This window comes from Paenibacillus sp. S33, assembly GCF_053615415.1.
In genome coordinates, this window is record NZ_JBSIEZ010000001.1 from 1,184,404 (window position 1) to 1,209,045 (window position 24,642).

At 50.2% G+C, this 24,642-nt stretch carries 17 protein-coding genes; all 17 read left to right on the forward strand.

The window, feature by feature from the left end; translation table 11 throughout:
- The 17 genes from ACWGXJ_RS05560 to ACWGXJ_RS05640 all read left to right on the forward strand — a co-directional run bounded on the left by ACWGXJ_RS05560 (position 1) and on the right by ACWGXJ_RS05640 (position 24,575).
- On the forward strand, positions 1-3,294 hold the full coding sequence (locus tag ACWGXJ_RS05560; RefSeq protein ID WP_452566357.1) for a DUF5704 domain-containing protein: 3,294 nt from the start codon (positions 1-3) through the stop codon (positions 3,292-3,294).
- A 355-nt stretch (positions 3,295-3,649) separates the two neighbouring features.
- Complete coding sequence (locus tag ACWGXJ_RS05565; protein WP_452566358.1) at positions 3,650-6,097, forward strand: rhamnogalacturonan lyase; 2,448 nt, start codon at positions 3,650-3,652, stop codon at positions 6,095-6,097.
- Between the two features lie 305 nt (positions 6,098-6,402).
- Positions 6,403-7,902: a nitrogenase cofactor biosynthesis protein NifB gene (gene nifB / locus ACWGXJ_RS05570; protein WP_452566359.1), complete on the forward strand. Its 1,500-nt coding sequence runs from the start codon at positions 6,403-6,405 to the stop codon at positions 7,900-7,902.
- 6 nt (positions 7,903-7,908) lie between these two features.
- Positions 7,909-8,775, forward strand: coding sequence for a nitrogenase iron protein (gene nifH, locus ACWGXJ_RS05575; RefSeq protein ID WP_023987270.1), 867 nt, complete (start codon positions 7,909-7,911; stop codon positions 8,773-8,775).
- An 87-nt stretch (positions 8,776-8,862) separates the two neighbouring features.
- On the forward strand, positions 8,863-10,311 hold the full coding sequence (gene nifD, locus ACWGXJ_RS05580) for a nitrogenase molybdenum-iron protein alpha chain (protein WP_322173454.1): 1,449 nt from the start codon (positions 8,863-8,865) through the stop codon (positions 10,309-10,311).
- On the forward strand, positions 10,308-11,837 hold the full coding sequence (gene nifK / locus ACWGXJ_RS05585) for a nitrogenase molybdenum-iron protein subunit beta (protein ID WP_250267580.1): 1,530 nt from the start codon (positions 10,308-10,310) through the stop codon (positions 11,835-11,837). Before nifD ends, nifK begins: the two co-directional genes overlap by 4 nt.
- 79 nt (positions 11,838-11,916) lie before the next feature.
- On the forward strand, positions 11,917-13,278 hold the full coding sequence (gene nifE, locus ACWGXJ_RS05590; protein WP_452566360.1) for a nitrogenase iron-molybdenum cofactor biosynthesis protein NifE: 1,362 nt from the start codon (positions 11,917-11,919) through the stop codon (positions 13,276-13,278).
- Positions 13,268-14,575 (forward strand): nitrogenase iron-molybdenum cofactor biosynthesis protein NifN, encoded by a 1,308-nt coding sequence (nifN, locus tag ACWGXJ_RS05595; protein WP_452566361.1) that lies wholly within the window; start codon positions 13,268-13,270, stop codon positions 14,573-14,575. Before nifE ends, nifN begins: the two co-directional genes overlap by 11 nt.
- Positions 14,572-14,961 carry a NifB/NifX family molybdenum-iron cluster-binding protein gene (locus ACWGXJ_RS05600; RefSeq protein ID WP_452566362.1) on the forward strand — a complete coding sequence of 130 codons (390 nt, stop codon included), beginning with the start codon at positions 14,572-14,574 and terminating at the stop codon, positions 14,959-14,961. The genes nifN and ACWGXJ_RS05600 overlap by 4 nt, the downstream gene beginning before the upstream one ends.
- A 104-nt stretch (positions 14,962-15,065) precedes the next feature.
- Positions 15,066-15,830 carry a HesA/MoeB/ThiF family protein gene (locus ACWGXJ_RS05605; RefSeq protein WP_452566363.1) on the forward strand — a complete coding sequence of 255 codons (765 nt, stop codon included), beginning with the start codon at positions 15,066-15,068 and terminating at the stop codon, positions 15,828-15,830.
- Complete coding sequence (locus tag ACWGXJ_RS05610) at positions 15,808-16,944, forward strand: homocitrate synthase/isopropylmalate synthase family protein (RefSeq protein WP_452566364.1); 1,137 nt, start codon at positions 15,808-15,810, stop codon at positions 16,942-16,944. Before ACWGXJ_RS05605 ends, ACWGXJ_RS05610 begins: the two co-directional genes overlap by 23 nt.
- 243 nt (positions 16,945-17,187) lie before the next feature.
- On the forward strand, positions 17,188-18,924 hold the full coding sequence (locus tag ACWGXJ_RS05615) for an ABC transporter ATP-binding protein (RefSeq protein WP_081112485.1): 1,737 nt from the start codon (positions 17,188-17,190) through the stop codon (positions 18,922-18,924).
- On the forward strand, positions 18,905-20,743 hold the full coding sequence (locus ACWGXJ_RS05620) for an ABC transporter ATP-binding protein (RefSeq protein WP_452566365.1): 1,839 nt from the start codon (positions 18,905-18,907) through the stop codon (positions 20,741-20,743). The genes ACWGXJ_RS05615 and ACWGXJ_RS05620 overlap by 20 nt, the downstream gene beginning before the upstream one ends.
- 187 nt (positions 20,744-20,930) lie before the next feature.
- Positions 20,931-21,587 carry a DJ-1/PfpI family protein gene (locus tag ACWGXJ_RS05625; protein ID WP_250259225.1) on the forward strand — a complete coding sequence of 219 codons (657 nt, stop codon included), beginning with the start codon at positions 20,931-20,933 and terminating at the stop codon, positions 21,585-21,587.
- Positions 21,588-21,663: 76 nt separating this feature from the next.
- Positions 21,664-22,863, forward strand: coding sequence for an MFS transporter (locus tag ACWGXJ_RS05630; RefSeq protein ID WP_069291243.1), 1,200 nt, complete (start codon positions 21,664-21,666; stop codon positions 22,861-22,863).
- Positions 22,856-23,515, forward strand: a complete 660-nt coding sequence (locus tag ACWGXJ_RS05635) for a TetR/AcrR family transcriptional regulator (RefSeq protein WP_348624539.1) — start codon at positions 22,856-22,858, stop codon at positions 23,513-23,515. The genes ACWGXJ_RS05630 and ACWGXJ_RS05635 overlap by 8 nt, the downstream gene beginning before the upstream one ends.
- A 148-nt stretch (positions 23,516-23,663) precedes the next feature.
- A complete protein-coding gene (locus ACWGXJ_RS05640) occupies positions 23,664-24,575 on the forward strand; it encodes a helix-turn-helix domain-containing protein (protein ID WP_452566366.1) in 912 nt (303 codons plus the stop codon).
- The last annotated feature ends 67 nt before the right edge of the window (positions 24,576-24,642 follow it).

Here is a 24,642-nt window from a genome sequence, read left to right on the forward strand (position 1 = left end):
ATGAAGAAGACACAACGCATTCTGGCCGTATTGCTGGTGGGGGTACTGCTTTTGTTGCAGCTCCCGCCTTTTTCTTTTCCCATCGACAAGGCGGCAGCCGATACGGAAATCACACCGCTATCCTATTTTGCCGATAGGAATGATCGATACTTTGTCGGCATGATGTATTTCGACATGTGGAAGAATACCGCTGGGACCTGGGTCACTGATGGTGGTAAGCAGCCCGACAAGGACATGCAGGGTGAAGCCAAGTTCACCTACAAATTTAATTTTCCAGGTCGTAAAATTAAGAGTGTTGATGCGCACCTGTATAACTTAACATTACCAGATAACCAAAAAAATCCTGATTATATAAAGTATTTTACAAAGTCTAGATCCGATCTCTATGAGGACTTTTCTGATCACATGAGTAAAGGCACAGAAGAGAAAGATATTCGCCCCTTCCAGAAGCAGGGGATTGGGACGGATACTACTATTATTCCGATAACGGTAAATATAAGGCTGAATGCGCAAGTTCAAGCCAAAGATATCAAGGAAGAGAGCTGTCCGAACTGTGCCAAAGAGGTCAAAGCCTGGCGCATCTACCAACCCATCCTGTTCAAAATCGAACTGGAAAGTGGTCTAATCGTCAAGCATTTTACCACTGATGGGAAATCACTTAACAACGTATTTTCGCCAATAGAAGATGAACTGAAAGCTGATCAACTGTATGATTTTACCCCGCCAACCAACCCGAAATATGAGTATGTGGGTTATAAGAAAAGCACGACAGGTAAACCGCCAAGTGGAGATATATTGCCGGGAATTGTACCTGGTTTTACCTATGACGGTTCTTTTGAGCAGTTTACCGCTTATTTGTATTACAAAGAAACTCAGGGCTGTCCGAAGCCTGGAGAAAGCCAAGAGGGAGCACCCCCAGATTGCCAAGATAATGAACAACCAACAAAAGGTGTTGTCTGCTCCCGCCCCGTTCCAGGTCTGCGCTTGGAAACTGCCGAGCTAGACCCGACAGTATCTGCCGTTATCAAAGCAGACCAGCGTGGTAGTGAACAATTTGACGTATCCAAAGGTATTCCTACATCTGAAAGCCTATACGGTCATGTGCAAGCGAAGAGATACCTTTTTCAACATAAGTTTGTGAACATGACAGGCCAGTGTACATATACGGTTAACGTAAAACGAGAATATCGATTGACCTGGCGGCCTAAGAAAAAATCTCGGCGGAGTGAGACGGTGAAGCGAACCTACACTTACCAAATTGTTCGTCCGTATTCATATTGGGCGATAGACAATTTGGAGGTGTATGGCATCAAGGAGGCTACGCTCCGAAATTATGCGTTACCTAATGAAACAATCACCCTGCGTCCGCAATCCTATACACCCCCTTCCTATGTTGCAGCGACTCAGGGCAATTTTTATCCGCCCCCTGCACCCGGGACAGTGGATGGCGGCAGCCGTAGCAAAAACGGTGGCAGCAGCAAGCCAAGTGTGCCTGATGACCGCAGTGCACTGAAATCCAAGGCAGAGGGGGCGGTAAAGGAAATCGAAGTGGAGAACGATACTCTGACCTTTGAAAATAAAATCATTATGAATCCGGAGCGCGTCAAGGTGAATGGCCCTAAGCCAGGCGTTATACCCTCTTCCGGAGCGATTGGGCCGGATGTGCTGTACAGTCCGAATCATGTGATTGATAAGCATAAGATAAATAAGTCCAATACGCCCAGCAGCGGTGACATCACTTACGCTATTCTCAAGGGAAATAACAATGGAGGTGCGGATAAAACGTTCCCGATACAGGGAATCAATACAGTGACTGTCCACACTCCCGTAGTGAATCTGTCTAGTGTGTCGGACGATGCTGCTCATAATCAGAAAACCCAACCTACGAAGGGACGATCCGCGCTTATTTTGGAGCGCCCTTTCCGGGTGACGATCTCGACAGCAGGTCCGCATTTGAACATTCCTGGCTATGGTGATCGGGAGTATGCCAAATATGTACGAACCAAGCAGGTGAGATTTCCGTTCGATGTGTACGACAAAGGAAAGACAATATTTTATCCACGAGGTACCTGGATCGACATTCCGGTGCTGCAGCTCGACACAGACTTTTATTTGCCCGTATGGGTGGATGAAGGCAACTATACAGTAGAGTTCCGTACCATTGCCGAAAATGCACCGGACGGGTTCACCGAACAGCGCCATGCCAACATGGATATAGCCCATCATGTTGCCAATGATGTGGTGAATATTGAGGTCATCGGACGGATGTACGATTTTCATATCACGGATATTGCCGATTACCATTGGGAGCGGGTATTTCGGCAGCGAAAAGGAAGTCCAGCGCATAGCGGTCTGTCCTATTGGACGGGGCTTGGCAATATTGACGGGTTGCCTAGAGGGAACCCGGAGCCATTCACCTTGCCCGTTCGCCCCGGTAGTCACCCATATGAAGGTTATGCAAATGTGGCGGTCAAGACAGGTTATCATTTCAAGTTTGACCTCAAAACCAAAGGCAATATGTTTAGCGCCAAGGACGGTATTCGCATCACGCCATCGTTCTATTGGGTGAGCAAAGATGGGCGACAGCGGGAAGAGGTAGATCTGTATACACATTCCGGCAGTCGAAAATTTATCCGTTTGGGATCGGCGGAGGACCGGGAAAAGCGCTATGTTATTTTGAATGAACGGCTACGCAATGTGCCGATGGAGGAAATGCAGGACGCGGCAGCCTACCAATACAAGCATGAGCTGAGTGAAGCACAACAAAGCCAGTTGACACTGGAACGCTATGTTTCTCTGTATGCCCAGCGTATTGCACGCAGCAAGACCTGGATTGGACGCTACGACTGGCTGGTGCTGCCTGCGGCTGTGCGTACCTTGATTGGTCCAAAGACAGACCTGCCAGATGGGGTCAACGTGGACCGCGCTAATGCGTCGATTCAGCGCTGGTATGGTGAATATAGCTTGCCTGCTGATGTTTACGCAGTCACCAAAGGCACGAATTTGCGCGAGGTCAGTCGCCGTCAGGAGCTAAACGAGCATACAGATATATTCAAGAAAACGGGCTTTATCGTCGTCCGCTTTAATGTGGAGTCACTGCGTCAGGGGGACGCTGAGCATCCACATTTACAGTATATAAATGGCCCGCTGTTGAACCAGTGGCAACTGGAGGGTTACCGCAGAGAGATAAAAGACCCGTACGGGCATATCTTTCATTTACAGGACGGGGATGTAGTATTTTATCATGCGGATCAGTCAAGCAGGGACGATTTCAGTTCATTTGTCCCTCACTAGCTTGTAGTAACCAGGACGAATCCTAATCCATAGCTAGCGCGAACATACGAAAACGGACAATGGGAACAATCCACTGTCCGTTTTTTATATTTCCTTTTGTGTTTTTGCAGTCCCCTGCCTTCATGGGGAGTTTGGCGGTGTTCAGCCCTTAACATGCCGTTTTCATACATGCTTGGTGAGGACTGTTTTATTTGGAATGAGTAAACAACACGGATTTGTGTAGAGAAATCCTCGGATATTTAAACGCGTTTGGGGGAACGGCAAAACTATAATAGTAAGGAAATTTAATTTATGTAAGCGCAATCATTTCAGGTATTAGCTTGTCATCACAATACAATTGAGGAGGACGACCTGAATGGCTCGAGGGAAAGGCGTGTGGCGAAAGGGAAGCTTGACCGCCGCGTTGGCAGCGATGCTGGCGATGACGGGGACGACTGGAGGAGTGGCTGCGGAAGACTTATCCGAACCCACACTGCAGGCGGAATCAGCAATTGCAGTAGAACAGAACCGTAGCGGCAGCATTCAGCTGGAAAAGCTGGATCGCGGACTGGTAGCTGCGGTGACGCAGGAGGGGGTATTTTTAAGCTGGCGGTTATTGGCTCAAGAAGTGAACGGTTACGGTTCAACGGGGCTGACAGGAGCAGACTTTAACGTATACCGTGACGGTAAGAAGATCGCGACGGTGAGCGACAGCACCAACTATGTGGATAAGGAAGGAACCGGAAATGCGGTGTACAGAGTAGCTTCAGTCGTAAAAGGCAAAGAAAAGGATCGTAGCGCCAAAGTGAAGCCATGGCAACAGGGTTACTATGAACTTCCTCTCCAAAAGCCTGCCGATGGCGTAACACCCGCAGGTGAATCCTATACTTATTCGGCCAACGATATGAGTGTGGGGGATGTGGATGGAGACGGGCAATATGAATTTTTTGTAAAATGGGACCCGTCGAACTCCAAGGATGTATCTCAGAAGGGGTATACCGGAAATACGTATGTCGATGCGTATACGGCCGAAGGCAAGCTGTTGTATCGGATCGACTTGGGCGTGAATATTCGATCAGGTGCACATTATACCCAGATGATGGTGTACGATTTTGACGGCGATGGTAAAGCCGAGCTGATGTTCAAAACGGCTCCAGGGACCAAAATGATTTCTTTTGATAAGAAAGGCAAGCCGAAAAAAGAAAAGTATATTACTCTGCCACGCGAGGATCGCAAAGCAGGGATTACACATGAGGACGATTACCGTTTGAGTCGCTCGGATTATTATGAGCATGTGGTGAACATGTTCATGAACTGGACGAAGCATGAAGAAGTGGTCAAGGGACAATGGCCTGCTACGCTGGAGGAATGCTTTGGCATCGCTCCGAAGTACAGTTATCCGCTATCCCGAAAGGATGCGGAAAGCCTGACAGACTACTTTATGGATGTATATGCACTATCACGGAGCGACAAAAACAAGCTGAGAGAGTTCGAGGGCTTCATTGTCGATGGACCGGAGTATTTGACGATTTTCAAGGGGAAAACGGGAGCTGAGCTGGATACCATCCGCTATGAGCCGGAGCGTCATGACGATGGCCTCATGTGGGGTGACTATGCTATGGCCCGGATTGAACCCGCCAACCGTGTAGACCGCTTCCTGGCAGGTGTGGCTTACCTGGACGGGCGCAAGCCGTACGCTGTATTTGCACGCGGCTATTATACGCGTTCCACCTTGGCTACCTACACATGGGATGGTCGCCATCTCCAAAAACATTGGATGGTGGACAGTGGCTGGGCACCGATGACCAATCCATTTAACGATAGTCCGCATGGGCGTGATGGAACGGACCCGAAATTTGGCACCTTGACCACACAAGGAGCGCATTCTTTGAGCATGGTGGATGTGGACAGTGACGGCAAGGACGAAATCGTATACGGTTCTGCCACGATTGACCATGATGGCAGCCTGTTGTACAGCTCATTTGATGTCATGCCTCCTGAAAGCGCAACTCCGGGTCAAACCGCCAGATTGGGACACGGCGATGCGCTGCATGTAACCGATATTGACCCGGATCGCCCCGGCAAAGAAATCTTTATGGTACATGAAGGTGGCACTTACGCTCCATATGGCTATTCTTTGCGGGATGCCAAAACAGGTGAAATCATTTACGGCGCATATTCCGGCAAGGATACAGGTCGGGGAATGGTCGGTGACATCGACCCGGATCAGCGAGGTCTGGAGACCTGGGCCATCGGCCTGTGGACCGCAGCGGGTAAACAGCTGGATACAAAGATGCCGGGTACCAATATGAGTATCAAATGGGCAGCTGATATGACCACACAAATCGTAAACGGCGCAATTGATGTAACCCCAACCATTGAGGATTGGAAACGAGGTACATTGTTGACCGCCACTGGAACCAAAACGAACAACTATACGAAAGGAACGCCATCGCTGGTAGCCGACATTTTCGGTGATTGGCGCGAGGAAATGCTCGTCCGTACAGCGGATAGCTCAGCAATCCGTATCTATCTGAGCACAGAACCTACGACGCATAAATTGTACACGTTGATGCATGATCCGCAGTATCGCGCGGATGTGGCGCGTCAAAATACTGGGTATAACCAGCCGTCCTACACGAGCTTTTATTTTGCATCCGATATGGATTGGGCAAACGTGCCGATTCCCAAGCTCTACACGCCAAAAGCCTTAATAGAGGAAGAGAGCAGTGACGAAGCGGATGAAGTAGAGGCAGCAGAGGTAGATGAAAAAGAAGTCGATGGAACGAAAGTCGATGGGACGGAAATAGATGTGAAGGAATGATAAGCGGAGACTATTTCCCAAAATATATAATGAAATTTCTTGTCTTAAAAGGAGAGCCGTATTTACGGACTCTCTTTTTTTACGTCTTGATGTTATTGAGAATATGAAATGTAACCGCGCACATGTAAAGTATATGATATATTACTTGACGTAAAATTTGACACATATGTGAAATGAGGATAAATGTCAGGGATTTCATGGAGAAGCGAATTGACTGTATTTGTCCCTTTCTCTAAGATGTAATTATATTCCAGACAAAAACAGAGAATTGTGTAAGGGAATATAACGTGGAGAGGAGGGAATGAATGGACTCTTTAGCTGATCTCTCGGAAACCCCCTTAGCATTGGACACCCTCAGACGACATCCCTGTTATAACGAAGAGGCACATCGCTATTTTGCGCGCATTCATCTTCCAGTAGCCCCGGCATGCAATATTCAGTGCCATTATTGCAACCGCAAATTCGATTGCGTCAATGAAAGCCGTCCCGGCGTTGTTAGTGAACTGCTCACGCCGGAGCAGGCGGCGAGCAAGACCTATGGCGTAGCGGCACAGCTGATGCAACTGTCCGTTGTCGGCATTGCGGGACCTGGAGATCCGCTGGCCAATGCGGAGGCAACTTTCGATACCTTCCGCCGGGTCCGTGAGACAGTTAAGGATGTCATATTCTGTCTCAGCACGAATGGCCTTACCTTGATCAGGCATATCGACAGGATTGTAGAGTTGGGTATTTCGCATGTCACGATCACGATTAATGCTGTAGATCCAGTGGTGGGGAGCCGCATTTATGGATGGGTCTACGATGAAGGAAAACGCTATGCAGGAGAGGAGGCCGCGCGGCTGTTGATTGATCGCCAGCTGGCAGGCTTGAAGATGCTGGCTTCGAGAGGCGTATTGTGCAAGGTAAACTCGGTGCTGATTCCCGAAGTCAATGATGCCCATCTGCCAGAGGTAGCCAGGGTGGTCAAGGAGCACGGCGCGGTACTGCACAACATTATGCCGCTCATCATCGCACCCGGCAGTCAGTATGAGCAGGAAGGGATGCGGGCCCCCCGTCCCCGTCTGGTCCGGCAGCTACAGGAGCAATGTGCTGAGGCGGGAGCTGTCATTATGCGCCATTGCCGTCAGTGCAGGGCGGATGCGATTGGACTGCTGGGCGAGGATCGCAATCAGGATTTTACATGGGAGAACATTGCGGCTGCTCCTCCCATGGATGAAGAGGCAAGGGCACAATTTCAGAAAGAACTGGATGAGAAGGTGAGAGTGAGAATGGAACGCAAGGAGGGACAATCGCACCACAAAAAAACGTCAACCGGGGTTGGATGTAGCTGCCCGTTATCGGAGGATAAGCCTGAAGCAAGCTTTACCTCAAAGCCAGTCCTAATCGCTGTGGCCAGTCGTGGCGGAGGGAAGGTGAATCAGCATTTCGGTCGTGCCAAGGAATTCATGATCTATGAAAGCGACGGGACTATCGTAAATTTCATAGGCATTCGTAAGGTGCAATCCTACTGCCATGGGAAAGCCGATTGCAATGGAGACAAGGTCGAGACGATGAAGGAGATCCTTTCCATGGTGCATGACTGTGCATTGCTGCTGTCGTCCGGCATAGGCGAAGCCCCCAAAGACGCATTGCAGGAAGCTGGCGTGCTGCCTATTGTATGCGGCGGGGATATTGAGGAATCCGTTCTGGAATATGTAAAATTTCTGCGTTATATGTATCCTGTGCAAAGCAATAAGGGAAGTAAGCGCAATAAGGGAGTTAAGGGCAATCATTCGGATTTACCCATTGAACATTTTGGAGGCTGAGAAAATATGAGACAAATTGCGTTTTACGGTAAAGGCGGTATCGGCAAATCGACAACCTCGCAGAATACACTGGCTCAACTCGCGACCAAATTCAAACAAAAAATTATGATCGTAGGCTGTGATCCCAAGGCAGACTCCACCCGTCTTATTTTGAATACGAAGGCCCAACAGACCGTGCTACATCTGGCTGCTGAAAGGGGCACGGTAGAGGATTTGGAGCTGGAGGATGTTGTACAGAAGGGCTTCGGTGACATTCTGAACGTGGAATGTGGCGGGCCAGAGCCTGGTGTCGGCTGTGCAGGACGCGGCATCATCACAGCCATTAATTTTCTGGAGGAAGAGGGAGCCTACGAAGGGCTGGATTTTGTTTCCTACGATGTACTGGGGGACGTCGTGTGCGGGGGCTTCGCCATGCCGATCCGGGAGAAGAAGGCGCAGGAAATCTACATTGTATGCTCAGGCGAAATGATGGCTATGTACGCTGCCAACAATATTGCGCGCGGGATATTGAAGTATGCTAACAGCGGCGGGGTGCGTTTGGGCGGATTAATCTGCAACAGCCGGAATACGGACCTGGAAGCGGAATTGATTACAGAGCTTGCAAGAAGACTGAATACGCAGATGATCCACTTTTTGCCGCGTGACAATGTTGTGCAGCATGCTGAGCTGCGCCGTATGACTGTTACCCAATATAACCCGGAACATAAGCAGGCTGCGGAGTATGAAGAGCTGGCAGGTAAGATTTTGAATAACGATATGCTGACGGTTCCTACTCCTATTTCCATGGAAGATCTGGAGGATCTATTGATGGAATTCGGCATTATTGAGGATGAAGAAACCGCAATTAACAAAGCTGAGGCGTCTGGGCAGTAGGCTGTAGCCAGAAGGCTTAATGACGGAATCATCGTGTGATGGTGGGGGAGCTGAACGCACAGCTCGCAGGAGGGAGGAATAGGCCAAATGAGCAGTATTGTGGATAAGGGAAAGCAGATCGTAGAGGAGATACTGGAGATATATCCCGAGAAGGCCAAGAAGGACCGGACCAAGCATTTTGAGATCGCGGATGAGGAGCTTGTGAACTGCGGAACCTGTTCCATCAAGTCCAACATGAAATCACGGCCCGGCGTTATGACAGCAAGGGGATGTGCTTTTGCAGGCTCCAAGGGTGTGGTATGGGGCCCGATTAAAGACATGGTGCACATTAGCCATGGTCCCATCGGCTGCGGGCAATACAGTTGGGGTACCCGACGTAATTATGCGAATGGGGTATTGGGCATCGATAATTTTACCGCTATGCAGATTACAAGTAATTTTCAGGAAAAGGATATCGTGTTCGGGGGAGATAAGAAGCTGGAGGTGATCTGCAGGGAAATTAAGGAGATGTTCCCGCTGGCTAAAGGCATCTCCGTACAATCTGAATGTCCGGTCGGACTGATTGGTGATGATATCGGGGCTGTGGCCAAAAAGATGACAGAGGAGCTGGGCATTCCGGTCATTCCTGTACGCTGTGAGGGTTTTCGCGGAGTGAGTCAGTCTCTGGGGCATCACATTGCTAATGATGCTATCCGCGATTTTCTGATGGGGCGCCGGGAGCTAAAGGAGTGCGGGCCTTATGATGTCTCCATTATTGGGGACTACAATATCGGCGGTGATGCCTGGGCCTCGCGCATTTTGCTGGAGGAAATGGGACTGCGGGTCATAGCGCAGTGGTCGGGTGACGGTACGATCAATGAGCTGGGAATTGCCCATAAATCCAAGCTCAATCTGATCCATTGTCATCGTTCCATGAATTATATGTGCACAACGATGGAGCAGGAATACGGAATTCCCTGGATGGAATATAACTTCTTCGGCCCGACCAAGACGATAGAGAGCCTCAGAGCGATTGCTGCCCGCTTTGACGAGACGATTCAGGAAAAATGTGAGCAGGTCATCGCCCAATATATGCCGCAGATGGAGGCGGTTATCCGTAAATACCGCCCACGTCTGGAAGGCAAAAAGGTGATGCTTCTGATTGGCGGGCTGCGGGCAAGGCATACCATCGGTGCCTATGAGGATCTGGGTATGGAAATTGTGGCTACAGGCTATGAATTTGCCCATAAGGATGATTACGAAAAGACGTTTCCCGATGTAAAGGAAGGCACTGTTTTGTACGATGATCCAACGGCATATGAACTGGAAGAATTGGCCCAGCGGCTGAATATTGACTTAATGGGCGCCGGAGTCAAGGAGAAATACGTGTATCACAAAATGGGCATTCCCTTCCGTCAAATGCACTCTTGGGATTACAGCGGGCCTTATCATGGTTTTGACGGCTTTAAGATTTTTGCGCGTGATATGGATATGACCATAAACAGTCCAGTATGGAGCCTGCTGCCATCTCGGCAGACTGCGGAGGTGTCGGTATGAGCGAGCGTCTCAACATTGTCGATCACAATCAGTTGTTTCGGCAGGATAAATATGTGCGCCAGCGTGAGGAGAAACGGGCTTTTGAGGCCCCTTGCTCGCCAGAGGAGGTTACCGCCACCCTGGAGTATACCAAGACCAAGGAATACAAGGATAAGAATTTCGCTCGTACAGCCGTAGTTGTGAACCCGGCCAAGGCTTGTCAGCCGCTGGGAGCGGTCATGGCTGCGCTGGGCTTCGAAAAAACGCTCCCGTTCATTCATGGCTCACAGGGCTGTACGGCTTATTTCCGCAGCCATCTTGCCCGCCACTTCAAAGAGCCTGTTCCTGCCGTCTCCACCTCGATGACCGAGGATGCCGCCGTATTCGGCGGCATGCGCAACCTCATTGACGGTATAGAGAACTGCATTGCCTTGTATCAGCCGGAGATGATTGCGGTATGCACGACATGTATGGCAGAGGTGATCGGGGATGATCTGTCTGCCTTCCTGGCCAATGCCCGTCAGGAGGGAGCCCTTCCCGAGGATATGCCGGTTCCTTTTGCCAATACCCCCAGCTTCTCCGGTTCACATATTACAGGCTATGACGCCATGCTGCGCTCTGTGCTGGAGACGCTGTATAACAAGTCAGGCCGGACGCCGCAGCCTGGTCATGAATTGAAGCTGAATGTACTGCTCGGGTTTGACGGGTATACAGGCAATTTTGCGGAAATGCGGCGCATGCTGGGGATGTTCGGCGCTACGTATACCATTCTGGGTGACCACAGCAGTAATTTTGATTCAGGGGCTACTGGAGAGTACAGCTACTATTACGGGGGAACGCCGCTTGAGGATGTGCCCAAGGCCGCAGATGCTGCCGGCACGTTGGCGATCCAGCAGTACTCTCTTCGTAAAACATTAGGTTATATGAAGCAAACCTGGGGGCAGCAGGTGTCCTCCATTTCCACACCGCTGGGCATCCGGGCTACAGATCGGTTGCTTGAGGAGATTAGCCGCTTGTCTGGAAGAGAAATTCCCGAGGCGTTGAAGCAGGAGCGCGCCCGAATTGTGGATGCCATGATGGATTCGCATGCTTATCTGCACGGCAAACGAGTAGCTATGGCGGGAGACCCGGATATGCTCATCGGCCTGATTGGCTTTTGTCTGGAGCTGGGCATGGAGCCGGTGCATATTGTTTGCTCCAATGGGGACCGGAAATTTGAGAAGGAAGCAGAGCTTCTGCTGAAGTCCAGCCCTTACGGTGCAGAAGCCACGGTTCATTCCGGTCAGGATTTGTGGCATATGCGTTCGTTGCTGTTCCAGGACCCAGTAGACCTGGCTATTGGTAGCTCCCACCTGAAGTTCGCGGCGAAAGAAGCGAAAATTCCATTGCTCCGTGTGGGCTTTCCGATCTTCGACAGGCATCATCTGCATCGTTATCCGATTATCGGCTACCAGGGTGCGCTGAATCTGCTTACCCAATTCGTGAATACCGTACTGGATGTCATGGAGGAGCAGGCTCCGGATCATAGCTTTGATCTAGTGCGCTAATTGCTGTATCGCGTAGATGGAAGTTGACAGCTTGGCTTGTGATTTCAATGGATTCTATCTGAAATAAGGGGGTTTGCGGATGGAGCCGGCTGTGTCTAACGGAAGGCTGGAGGTATCCTGCGGCAAAAAAATTCCCAAAAGCACGCCCTGTCCCCGGCCTGTGCCGGGGGAGGCTTCGGGTGGCTGCTCCTTTGACGGGGCCCAGATTACACTGATCCCCATTGCAGATGCGGCTCATCTGGTGCACGGGCCGATTGCGTGTCTCGGCAATAGCTGGGAGAGCAGAGGCAGCCTGTCCAGCGGCCCGGAGCTGTCGGCGTATGGCTTCACTACTGATCTTGGAGAACAGGACATCATTTTTGGTAGTGAACAAAAGCTGCATGAATCGATCCGCTACATTGTCAGCCGCTTTGCTCCTCCCGCTGTATTCGTCTATACCACATGCGTCACAGCCCTCACGGGTGAAGATATCGAGGGAGTTTGCAAGGCTGAATCAGAGCAGCTGGGAACGCCGATCATTCCGGTGAACAGCCCGGGATTTGTGGGCAGCAAGAATCTCGGGACCCGGCTGGCCGGAGACGTGCTGTTCCAGCATATTATCGGCAGCACCGAGCCGGAACAGACAACCTCCCATGATATCAATCTCATTGGGGAATACAATATCGCCGGCGAGATGTGGCATATCGAGCGGCTGATGCAGCAGGCGGGAATGAGTATCCTGTCCCGAATTACCGGAGACGGTCGGTTCCGTGAGGTGGGATGGGCGCATCGTGCCAAGGCCAATATGGTCGTATGCAGCCGGGCTTTGCTGGGTCTGGCAGTCCAAATGGAGCGTAAATACGGCATTCCTTATTTTGAAGGTTCATTTTATGGAGCAAAGGAGACGAGTTATTCCTTGCGACAGATGGCTTACCTGACCGGAGATCGTGATGTGGAGCGACGGGTGGATAAGCTGGCCGCACGGGAGGAAATGAGGCTATCGCTGGAGCTGGAACCCTACCGCAAGCAGCTGAAAGGAAAGCGGGCAGTGCTCTATACCGGGGGTGTAAAGAGCTGGTCTGTCATTACGGCTTTGCAGGAGCTGGGCATTAAGGTGGTTGGTGTAGGCACGAACAAAAGCACTGCCGAGGATGTATCTCGGATTGCTGACCGTATCGGAGATGATGCGGAATACATCCCGGAAGGCGGCGCCCAGCAGATTCTCAAGACCGTACGGAGCCGCAAGGCAGACATGGTCATTGCCGGGGGCCGGAACATGTATATGGCGCTTAAGGAACAAATTCCTTTTGTGGACATCAATCAAGAACGGCACAAAGCCTATGCGGGCTATGACGGGCTGTTATCTCTGGCGAAACAGCTTGTGCATACGCTACAGCATCCGGTATGGGAACTGACCGCCAAATTGGCTCCATGGGAGGAGGAGACGAAATTTGCCGATTAAATCCGCCACGAAGCCTGTCAGTGTCAACCCGCTCAAGGTAGGACAGCCTTTGGGCGGCGTGCTAGCTCTGCAGGGGATGTATCGCTCAATGCCTTTGCTGCACGGCGCTCAGGGCTGCTCGGCCTTCTCCAAGGCACTGCTGACTCGCCATTTTCGAGAGCCGATTGCCGTTCAGACCTCTGCGCTGCAAGAGATGGACGTTATATTTGATGCAGACCGGAATCTGGAGGAGGCGCTGGATCATATCTGGTCCAAACACCATCCAGATGTCATCGGCGTTATCAGCACGGCCCTCACCGAGGTGGCAGGCGTTGATTTTCAGTCTAGGGTAAAGGCGTTCAAGCGAGAACGGGCATTGAAGGATAGTCTGCTGTTTTCTGTATCGCTGCCTGATTTTCACGGCTCTTTGGAGACGGGCTACAGCAGTACAGTAGAGTCGCTAATGGATGCCGTACTCGGGTTAGCCGGAGGCAAGTCCCCCAAAAAACAGCGCCGGACGCAGGTCAATCTGCTGCCGGCTTCTTATCTGACTGCCGGAGATGTCATGGAAATCAAGGATATTATCGCTTCCTTCGGCCTGGAGGTTATCACACTCCCCGATATCTCCACTTCCTTGTCCGGTCACCTGCTGACAGGTTTTTCCCCTTTGACGAGAGGGGGGACTCCGCTGGATTCAGCCTGCCAGATGCTGGAGTCTTCCTGCACCATTGCCATTGGCGCGAGCATGGAGCGTCCGGCGCGCAGGCTGACTCATGCCGCAGGCATTCCCTACCACTTGTTCACGGGTCTGTCTGGCTTGGCCGCGAGCGATGCGTTCATACATTTTCTGCAGAAAATCAGCCGCGAGCCAGCCCCTGTTCGCTTCCGCTGGCAGCGTGAAAATCTGTTGGACAGCATGCTGGATGCCCATTTCTATTATTCCGGCGCTTCCGCTGTAGTGGCGCTAGAACCGGATCATATGCTGTCGACCGCAGCCTGGCTGGAGGAGATGGGAGTGGAACTGAAGCGGCTAATTACACCCTGCAGCACGCCTGCACTGCAAAAGACAGAACGGGAAGTCTGGATCGGTGATCTGGATGATGCAGAGGAGAGCGCGCAGGGCGTTGATTTGTGGATCAGCAATTCGCATGGAAGAAAGGGAGCGGCACGGGCTGGCGCCTCATTCGTGCCGGCAGGCTTGCCGGTGTATGACGAGCTGGGCGCCCACACATCCGTAAGCGTCGGATACCGTGGAACCATGGAGTGGGTGAACAAAGTAGGCAATGTATTGCTTGCCGAGAGGGGGAGGAGAGGATGAAGGTTGCATTTGCGACAGAAGACGGTGTGCTTGTGAATGCTCATTTTGGGCAGAGTCCTATGTTCACTGTATTCGAAATCCGGCACTCAGGCGTCCAGTTCCTGGAGCATCGGCGGATAGCCCAGGGAAGCGATGAGAACGAAGCGGGTAAGATCGCCAGCCGCATTGTCCTGATCGAGGATTGTGCCTTGATCTTCCTAGTACAGATTGGCGCTTCGGCCGCCGCACAGGTGACCAAACGGACCATTATGCCTGTGAAGGTGGCCTTCGGTAGCACCATTGAGGAGCAGGTTCAGCGTCTCCAGAATATGCTGGCTCGCAATCCGCCCATGTGGCTTGCCAAAATCCTGCACGCTGAGGAGGGCAGCGGCAAAGCCGGATCATGAGCCTTCAGTAAGGAAGAACAACCGAAGAACAACCAGATATGGTGTCAAGATCTTGTGGAACGAATATCTAAAAGGGGGTAGCCGCACATGGAGGGGGTGGACGAATGGTACAGCTGCTGGAAGACAGTAGATACGGACGCCAGTTGAAGCTGCTGAGAGTGGAAGGTCAGAACAAGCTAAAGCAAGCTACTGTTATGGTCGCAGGCATCGGAGGATTGGGAGGGACAGCGGCCATGTACCTGGCCGCTGCCGGAGTGGGAAAGCTGATATTGGCCCATGAGGGCGTAATCCATCTACCTGATATGAACCGGCAGGTGCTGATGGACAGCGGACGAATCGGGGAGGAACGGATGGAGACGGCATTGCAGCATTTGCATCGTATTAACCCAGAGACCCAACTTGAGGGCCACGCCCACAGAATCACGGAAGAATCCTCTCGACCATGGGTAGAAGCGGCGGATATCGTGATTGATGCACGGTATGACTTTCCGGAAAGATATGCGCTGAACAGACTATGTGTTCGACATGGCAGACCGATGATAGAAGCGGCCATGTACGCCTATGAAGTATCATTGATGACCATTGATCCCGGTAGGACGGCATGCATGGAATGTCTCTACCCGGAAGGCGGACAGCCCTGGGAGCCTCTGGGATTCCCGGTTCTGGGAGCCACATCGGGTTTGATTGGCTGTATGGCTGCGCTGGAGGCGGTCAAATGGATTACAGATGCGGGCAATCTGTTCACTGACCGTATGTACCGTATGAATGTGCTGGATATGAGCAGCTGCACCATAGCAGTCAAACGCAACCCGTGTTGTCCTTGCTGCGGAACGGGAGGGGATATAGATGAGTCAGTTGCATATTTGTGATACGACTCTTCGTGACGGAGAACAGGCTCCGGGCGTTGCCTTTTCGGCCGAGGAGAAAACTGAAATTGCCATCATGCTGGACTCGGCGGGGGTGGAGCAGGCTGAGATCGGAATTCCGGCAATGGGAAAGGCGGAGTGCAGGTCTATTGCCAGGATTGCTGCTCTCGGACTTCAGATGAAACTAATGACCTGGAATCGCGCGGTGTTCACGGATATTGATGCAGCTGAATCGACAGGCGTCGGCTGGGCCCATATTTCGGTTCCCGTGTCGACGGTGCAGATGAAGTCCAAGCTGGGTATGAATCCTGAGCAGGTGACAGAGCTGATCCGCAAGTCTGTCGATTACGGTCAGTGTAAAGGATTGACTGTTTCCGTAGGCTTTGAGGATGCTTCAAGGGCAGATGACCTGTTCCTTGAGCAGTTGGCGAATCAGCTCTATAGGGATGGTATCCGGCGCTTCAGATATGCCGACACGCTGTCTGTTCACCATCCCGCTGCGATAGCTGCCCGTATAGACAGGCTTGTATCGCGCGTGCCGCAGGATGTGGAGCTTGAGATTCACTGTCATAATGATTATGGTCTAGCGCTTGCCAATACTTTGGCAGCTTTGCAGGCGGGAGCTGTCTGGGCCAGTACCACAGTGTCGGGCCTCGGGGAAAGGGCAGGTAATACGGCGCTGGAGGAAGTGGTGATGTCGTGGAGGGACCTATATCAAGGAACCTGCAGCGTCCGTCCCGAACTGCTGAACCCGCTGGCTGCACTGGTGTCCAAAGCCTCCAACCGAATCATTCCTGAAGGCAAGCCAATTGTGGGAGACATGGTATTCGCCCATGAATCCGGCATACATATCAACGGTCTGCTAAAGGAGCGTGCCGCCTATCAGACCCTTGATCCAACCGAGCTGGGCACTGACCATTCGTTCGTACTCGGCAAGCATTCGGGCAGAAGTGCAGTTCAATATATGCTGGAGCAGGAAGGAATCGAGGCGGGCTCCGGTGAAATCAAGTTTGTGCTGGAGCGACTTCGCCTAGTCGGTGAAGATCCCAAGCGTGTCATCCATAGCGCGGATTTAAGGCGCTGGCTGCAGTATTATCCGGCAGAGCTGCCGAAATAACGAAAAGGCGTTCCCGTCCGGTAAGTGTGACCGTGACTGGAACGCTTTCTTGTATATCTTTTAATTTCACAACCCGAGTCTCCAATTTGCTGGTTAAACGAAGCCGTTCAGAAGGGTATAATAAAATATAGTGCTGTATAAAGTGCGTATATATGGTTTTACAGCAGACAGGTTCGAATCTTATAACCATGACACGCTGATCTGGAAGGACGGCTATGGGCAATTGGAGGAATGCTTGTGGGAATGATGTTTTCTTTTCTAAAAAAATATCGGGTTCCAGCCATCGCAGCGCTCGTGATGATGTTGCTGGAATTGACGGTAGAGCTATCGCAGCCATATTTGATCTCTAAAATCATTGATGAGGGCATCCGACAGCAGGATTTGTCCGTCGTCTGGTTATGGGGCAGTGTACTGGTGGGGAGTGCCGTTATCGCTTTTATGGCGGGGATATCCAGCTCTTTTTTTGCTTCACATGCAAGTCAGGGCTTCGGCTATGATTTGCGGGAAAAGTTGTACCGTAAAGTGCAATCTTTTTCGTATCCTGTGTTTAAACGTTTTGCCACTTCGTCGCTGATTACGCGTCTGACCGGGGATGTCACGCAAGTACAGGATACGGTGTTTATGAGCCTGCGGTTTATGACACGGGTTCCGCTTGTAGTCATCGGCAGTATTGTGATGGCACTGGTTGTACATTTCAGGCTTGGGCTGCTATTGGCGGTTATGGCCCCGGTGCTGTTCGTGTTTGTGCTGGTGATGATGCGGCGAACGGTCACTTTATTTAAGGGTGTCCAGCGTCGCCTGGATGACGTTAACGGAGTGATTCAGGAGAATCTGACAGGCATCCGACTCATCCGGGTTTTTGTGCGGATGCGGCATGAAATCGAACGTTTTGCCCATTACGGAGGCGAATTGATGAAAGGGACGGTATCCGCTCTCCGCTGGACAGAAACGACGATGCCGTTCATTTTGTTTACGATGAATGCAGGGATTATTGCAGTACTTTGGTTCGGACGCGGCCAAATTTCCACTGGGGATGCCAGTGTAGGACAGGTGGTCGCAGTCGTCAATTATTCACTGCGGACGATAGGAGCCTTGTCTGCCTTGTCGGGTATCGTTGTTGTATTTTCCCGAGCTACTGCATCTACCGGGCGGATTCGAGAGATATTGGACACATCTAATGAAGATGGGTCAGAGATGGAGTCTGTTTCAACACATCATACACGGATTAAGGGACAAGTGGAAATGGACCGGGTGAGCTTTCATTATCCGGGCAGTGATTTGGCTGTACTAAAGGATATCTCTTTTAGGGCGCGACCGGGCGAGCGGATAGCTATTATGGGGGCCACTGGCTCGGGAAAATCCTCACTTGTGCAGTTGATTACACGTCTGTATGAAGAAGATGAAGGTCATGTGCGCTTTGACGGAAAGGACGCTCGTGAACTGGATGCGTCCATATTACGAGAGGCGATTGGCTATGTCCCTCAGGAGGTACTGCTATTCACCGGCTCGATTCGGGATAATATTGCTTGGGGGCTGGAGAATGCCAGCCTGGAGCAAATTCAGGAAGCCGCACGCATGGCGCAAATCCATCATATGATTGAACGCTTGCCGCAAGGCTATGACACGATGCTCGGGCAGCGTGGCGTCAATCTGTCTGGCGGACAGAAACAGCGGCTTTCGATTGCCCGCGCACTGGTGCGCCAGCCGGCAGTGCTGATTTTGGACGACAGCACAAGTGCGCTGGATGTAGGGACAGAAGCAGCACTACTGAATGCACTCGATGGTCTGTCCTGCACGACATTTCTCATTACGCAGAAGATCAGCTCGACCGCATCGGCAAATCAGATTTTACTGCTGGATGAGGGTCGCCTGATGGCAAGTGGAAGCCATGAGCATCTCATGGATAGTTCGGATCTGTATCGGCGTATCTATGAATCACAATATGGAAAGGAGGAGTCGCATGTTCAAGGAACTCATTGAACCGTTCCGTCAGCCTACACCGCCGTCTGGTGTGCTGCGAAATCCAGCGGGAGCTGAAGGACGCCACAAGGCCAAAGCGAAGAACTGGTTTGGCACCTTAGGACGGATATGGGCTTATCTGGCTCGCCGTAAGGCCAAACTGATGCTGGTACTGTTCATAGTCCTGCTCAGCTCCGGGCTAGCTCTGCTGGGTCCATATCTGGTCGGCGTAGCGGTGGATGATTTTCTCGAAGGTCCGGGTGGACGCACGTGGATTTATTTTCTTATCGGATTAGGAGCTGTATATCTGCTCAACTCGCTGACCTCCTGGCTGCAAAATATCTGGATGATCGAGATTGCCCAAGAGACGGTGTACCGCATGCGTTTCGATCTGTTTTCACATTTGCATCGACTACCGATTCCTTTCTACGGCAAACGTCAGCAGGGAGAGATCATGAGCCGTTTGACCAATGATATCGAAAATGTCAGTTCTACGCTGAACAGCTCCGCGATTCAGATTTTTTCGAGCATATTGACGCTAATCGGTACACTCACGGTGATGCTGTGGTTAAGCCCGCTGATGACCCTGCTGACTTTTATCGTGGTGCCGTTAATGGCTGCCGGGATGCGCTGGATCACACGTCGTACCGGGCCCTTATATAAGGAACGCCAGAAGAATGTGGGCGAACTGAACGGATACATCGAAGAAACGCTGTCCGGGCAGCAGATTATTAAAGCATTTTCGCAGGAAAAGAGAGTCATCTATGGTTTTGGCGAGCGTAATGACCGTATTCGGCTGTCGGGTTTCTGGGCCCAAACGATTTCAGGCTTCATACCGAAGCTGATGAACGGACTGAATAATCTCAGCTTTGCTATTGTAGCGGGGATCGGTGGGATTTTGGCCATTCGCGGCTCCATTACTATAGGTACAATTATTGTATTCGTAGAATATGCCCGCCAGTTCACCAGACCGCTGAACGATTTGGCTAACCAGTGGAACACCCTGCTGTCTGCCATTGCCGGAGCTGAGCGTGTATTTGAAATATTGGATGAAGATGAAGAGTCCAAGGATGAACGCGGGGCAGTGGAAGTAGGGCATGTAGAGGGGGCGGTGCGGTTTACGGATGTTTCCTTCGGTTATGATGAGGGAAGCGCTACGCTGGAAGGTATTTCCTTTGAGGCCAAACCTGGTGAAATGATCGCACTAGTCGGCCCGACCGGGGCAGGGAAAACGACACTGATCCAGCTCCTTTCCAGATTCTATAGCCCCGACAAGGGAACGATTACACTGGACGGGCGCGACATTATTACCATCCGGCGTGAAAGCTTGCGTTCCCGCATGGCATTTGTGCTACAGGACTCCTTCCTGTTTCAGGGGACGATTCGTGAAAATATCCGCTTCGGCAGACTGGACGCCACCGATGAGGAGGTTGAACAAGCATCGAAACTGGCCAACGCCCATTCCTTTATCATTCGGATGAAGGACGGATACGACAAGGTGCTGGAAGTGAACGGCAGCGGCATCAGTCAAGGGCAAAAACAGCTGCTGGCTATTGCCCGTGCTATTTTGGCCAACCCTTCTATCCTTGTACTCGACGAGGCAACCAGCAGCATTGACACCATTACAGAGATGAAGATACAAGAAGGACTGGAGCGGCTTATGCAGGGTCGAACAAGTTTCGTCATCGCGCATCGGCTGAATACCATTCGTCAGGCTGACCGGATTCTGGTCTTGAAGGATGGCCGTCTGGAGGAGCAGGGTTCTCATGATGAACTGCTGGCTCACAAAGGCTTTTACAGTGATTTATATTATGGTCAGTTGAGAAAGCAAAGCTCTTAAGCGGCTCGCGATTAACAGCTTTGCAGGTATACTTAAAAAGGGCTACCCCGGGGTGGCCCTTTTTAAGTATGCCTTTTTACAGGTACGTACTATTAAAGGTTTACATCATCGAATATACCCATACCCCGTATATGTATGTTAGTATAGGTGTGCAAGAATAAAATCCCACTTCAAAGGAGAGAGCATCATGAAAATCGCAATCATGCTTTTCGATGGAATTACAGCGTTAGATGCAATAGGTCCATACGATGTGTTTGCTGCTACACTGAAATGTGAAGTGAAGTTTGTCGCTAAGCAAAAAGGGTTAATCAAGCTGGACTCAAATATGGGTTATTTGCATGCCGATTACAGTTTTTCTGAAGTTAATTCAGCTGATATTCTTGTTGTTCCTGGATGCAGTCCGCCAAATTATAAAACCCCAATGAATGATGAAGAAACGTTGAATTGGATTCGCCAAATACATGAAACTACGAAATGGACCACGTCGGTTTGTAACGGCTCTTTGATTTTGAGCGCAGCAGGCTTGTTAAATGGAACCGTAGCCACCAGTCATTGGGGTTCCTTAGACCTGCTCCAATCTCTTGGAGCCATTCCAACAGATGAGAGAGTGGTTCGTCAGGGCAAAATGGTTACAGCAGCCGGTGTCTCCTCTGGTATTGATATGGCACTCCAGTTAATAGCTTGGGAATTGGGAGAAGACATGAGTAAAGGAGTCCAGCTGATTTTGGAATACGATCCTCAGCCTCCGTTTGACACGGGTTCACCCAAGAAAGCTCCTGCTAAATTGGTAGAACAAATAAGAGGCATGTTACAGGAGTTTGCAAAACAGGAGCCCAATAGCTAGGCTTAATAGGTTTGTATTTTTATTTTACACATAGTAAAGGGTTACATAGTGTAAATGGTTGGAGGGGGTTACAAACATGAGCAGCTTACCTAAGTCTGCTACATTTCCACTTTTCATTCTGATGCTGAATTTGTTTATTGCTTTATTGGGTCAAGGTATGGTGATTCCCATTCTGCCTGAATATTTGAAACAATTTAATGCGGCAGGAGCTGCTGCGGGGTATCTTATTGCCGCTTTTGGAGCAGCTCAGTTTATTTTTTCGCCCCTAGGTGGGCAGCTTTCGGATAGATGGGGACGAAAATCCATGATCATAACGGGGCTGTTTTTAACCGTCATCTCGGATCTCATGTTTGCTGTTTCTACGACATTGCCTCTTCTATATATTGCCCGATTTATCGGGGGGATAGGTATTGGACTAATGGTTCCTTCCAATATGGCCTACGTCGCTGATATTACCACTTCTGAAACCCGAGCTAAAGGAATGGGATACTTGGGCGCCTCCATGAATTTGGGTATGGTGCTTGGTCCGGGTTTAGGCGGTATGATCGCTGAGTTTGGCATCAGGGTGCCCTATTTTTTTGCTGGTGGACTTGGACTTGTAGCTACGCTGCTTAGCTTGTGTATGCCAGAGACATTACCCAAGGAAAAACGAAAACCCGCTAGCCAATGGGGCCGCCGGGAGCCAATTCGCAGCCAAATCCTAAATTCATTTCGGACATCCTATTTTCGTTATCTCCTCCTCATTCTGGTCATGACATTAGGTTTGATGAATTACGAAACAGTGTATGCTCTTTTTGTAGAACGAAAATACGGTTTTGATGCCACTAAAATCTCAATGATCATTACGGTTGGTGCAATTATAGGCATCGTTGTGCAGATTTGGCTGCTCGATTATCTCATCAAGAGACTTGGAGAGATGAGGCTAATACGTCTCTCTTTGATCATGACAGCCATCGCTTTATTGTTAATGTTACTTAAGATCAATTTAGGTTATTTGCTGGCGGTATCGGCACTGTTTTTTGCTTTTAATGCCTTCCTAAGGCCAACCGTAAGTACAATGATCGCGAACTCAGCTGGTGATCGTCAAGGATATGCCGCCGGATTGAATACGACGTATACCAGCCTAGGCAATATATTGGGGCCTATTTTAGCGGGTTTGTTGTTTGACAAGCACATTCATATTCCTTATATTTTTGGTGCCCTTATTCTTGCATCTGCCCTTTTCTTAACCTTACAAAAACCAAAAAATGAGAAACGGATGGTTGCTAATGACTGAGAACTGGCACCAGAATTTGAAAAACAAAAATCGGGAAGAGCTCATTGCTGCTGCGAAGGAACTTTTTATGAAGCAAAGCTTTCTCAAAGTTAATATTAAGGATGTATGCAACGTGGCTGGTGTAAGCCGGGTCACATTCTATAAGCACTTTCAGTCCATGAACGAACTGATCTTTGAGGTTCAGATGGAAATCCTGGAGAGCATGACCGAATTTGTGAGAAGGGCACCTTCAGCCGAAATGAGCGGGAAGGAGATGCTTACTTCGATGCTTGATGCATGGATTGATTACGCTTGGCAACATCCAGAATACATTAAGTTTATTCTTCTATTCGATCTGCATTACGAAGCTTATGATTCAAATCAAGAACTCAAAGAACAGTACAAAAATTTTGTTAGCAGGGGAAAGGAACGACATTTCCTGATGGATGCTCTGGAAGCTGGATTCCAAGATGGATCATTGAAGTCTGATACGGAACCCTTAAAGACCGCTCATTTTATCTTCACGTCTATGATGGGTATACTTCAGAAAATGAGTCTGACGTCCAAGGACGATTGGAACAACGAACTTGAGGATATACAAATTGCTAACCGATTTGTGGGAATGTTGATTCAGTATTTAAGTCCAGAAAGTGATAAATCCCCAACCTTTTAGGCAGGAGTCCCCTACCGTAATCCAAAGGATTCCAGATCGTCCGATGGAGTGAAATAGAAGTACATGGCTCAGTCTGTTAAACTGTGAAAATAGAGCGGTTGCAGATACGTTGCTGTGTTAGCCTTATCTATTTTGTGGAGGTGCGGGGATGAACGGAAGTCTGTTTGAGCCACGGCTGCGTGACGGGGATTATATTCCCCGTTTTTTTGCTTACTATTACAAGCAATGGCATGACTATACCATGTCTTACCACGATCATCATTCTACCGAAATTATGTACATGATTTCCGGCTTTTGCAGGGTAGATGTACAAACAGGAGAGAATGTGGAAGAAAGCATCACGCTGCGTAAAGGCGAGTTTATTATGCTAGACGCAGGTGTACCGCATCGACTGGTGGTGGAAGGAGAACAACCGTGCCGGATGCTAAATGTAGAGTTTGGTTTTTCGGAGGGAGTGAGAGTAGGACCGTCTATCCGACAAATGGCAGCAGAGGAGCAGGAGGTCACGACGCTCATGTCACGTCCGTTCCCGTATTTGGTACTATCGGACCCGGAAGAGGTATATTATGCGCTGAAAAGTCTCGTGCTGGAGCTGGACCAACGAAAAGAACAGCCGGGTGCAATGGCCGAGATGCTTTTTATGCAATTGCTAGTACGAATTGCACGTCTACGGGAAGAGGCAGAGCGCAGCAACACGCAGCAAACGGATATGTACATCAAACGATGCATTGAATTTATCCATCTAAACTATGACCGAGATATTGTGGTTAAGGACATGGCGGCAGCCGTGAATCTGCACCCAGGTTATTTGCACCGTATTTTCAAAAAACATACTGGGCTAACGCTCACCGCGTATTTAACGATGCTGCGAATGGACAAGGCCCGTATGCTTCTTCAGCAAACGGACATTCCCATTCAAGAAATTGCCGATTATGTAGGCGTGGCCAGCAGGCAGTATTTTCATATGTTGTTCAAAAAGCACACAGGCCAAACCCCTGTAGAATACCGCTCAACTGTGGAGCGCAATGTGAGGAACTATGCGGAGGAGGATGGGAGCTGATAATAAGAAGCCTCTGAACCATTGCCGATTTAAGGTCGGTATGACTCAGAGGGCGTGGCTAAAGTTG

Coding starts and splice junctions, on each gene's coding strand:
- ACWGXJ_RS05625 (WP_250259225.1), top strand. CDS start 20,931: ATGAAAATCGCAATCATGCTTTTCGATGGAATTACAGCGTTAGATGCA.
- ACWGXJ_RS05640 (WP_452566366.1), top strand. CDS start 23,664: ATGAACGGAAGTCTGTTTGAGCCACGGCTGCGTGACGGGGATTATATT.
- nifH (WP_023987270.1), top strand. CDS start 7,909: ATGAGACAAATTGCGTTTTACGGTAAAGGCGGTATCGGCAAATCGACA.
- nifK (WP_250267580.1), top strand. CDS start 10,308: ATGAGCGAGCGTCTCAACATTGTCGATCACAATCAGTTGTTTCGGCAG.
- ACWGXJ_RS05635 (WP_348624539.1), top strand. CDS start 22,856: ATGACTGAGAACTGGCACCAGAATTTGAAAAACAAAAATCGGGAAGAG.
- ACWGXJ_RS05630 (WP_069291243.1), top strand. CDS start 21,664: ATGAGCAGCTTACCTAAGTCTGCTACATTTCCACTTTTCATTCTGATG.
- ACWGXJ_RS05605 (WP_452566363.1), top strand. CDS start 15,066: ATGGTACAGCTGCTGGAAGACAGTAGATACGGACGCCAGTTGAAGCTG.
- ACWGXJ_RS05600 (WP_452566362.1), top strand. CDS start 14,572: ATGAAGGTTGCATTTGCGACAGAAGACGGTGTGCTTGTGAATGCTCAT.
- ACWGXJ_RS05560 (WP_452566357.1), top strand. CDS start 1: ATGAAGAAGACACAACGCATTCTGGCCGTATTGCTGGTGGGGGTACTG.
- ACWGXJ_RS05610 (WP_452566364.1), top strand. CDS start 15,808: ATGAGTCAGTTGCATATTTGTGATACGACTCTTCGTGACGGAGAACAG.
- ACWGXJ_RS05565 (WP_452566358.1), top strand. CDS start 3,650: ATGGCTCGAGGGAAAGGCGTGTGGCGAAAGGGAAGCTTGACCGCCGCG.
- nifB (WP_452566359.1), top strand. CDS start 6,403: ATGGACTCTTTAGCTGATCTCTCGGAAACCCCCTTAGCATTGGACACC.
- ACWGXJ_RS05615 (WP_081112485.1), top strand. CDS start 17,188: ATGATGTTTTCTTTTCTAAAAAAATATCGGGTTCCAGCCATCGCAGCG.
- ACWGXJ_RS05620 (WP_452566365.1), top strand. CDS start 18,905: ATGTTCAAGGAACTCATTGAACCGTTCCGTCAGCCTACACCGCCGTCT.
- nifE (WP_452566360.1), top strand. CDS start 11,917: ATGGAGCCGGCTGTGTCTAACGGAAGGCTGGAGGTATCCTGCGGCAAA.
- nifD (WP_322173454.1), top strand. CDS start 8,863: ATGAGCAGTATTGTGGATAAGGGAAAGCAGATCGTAGAGGAGATACTG.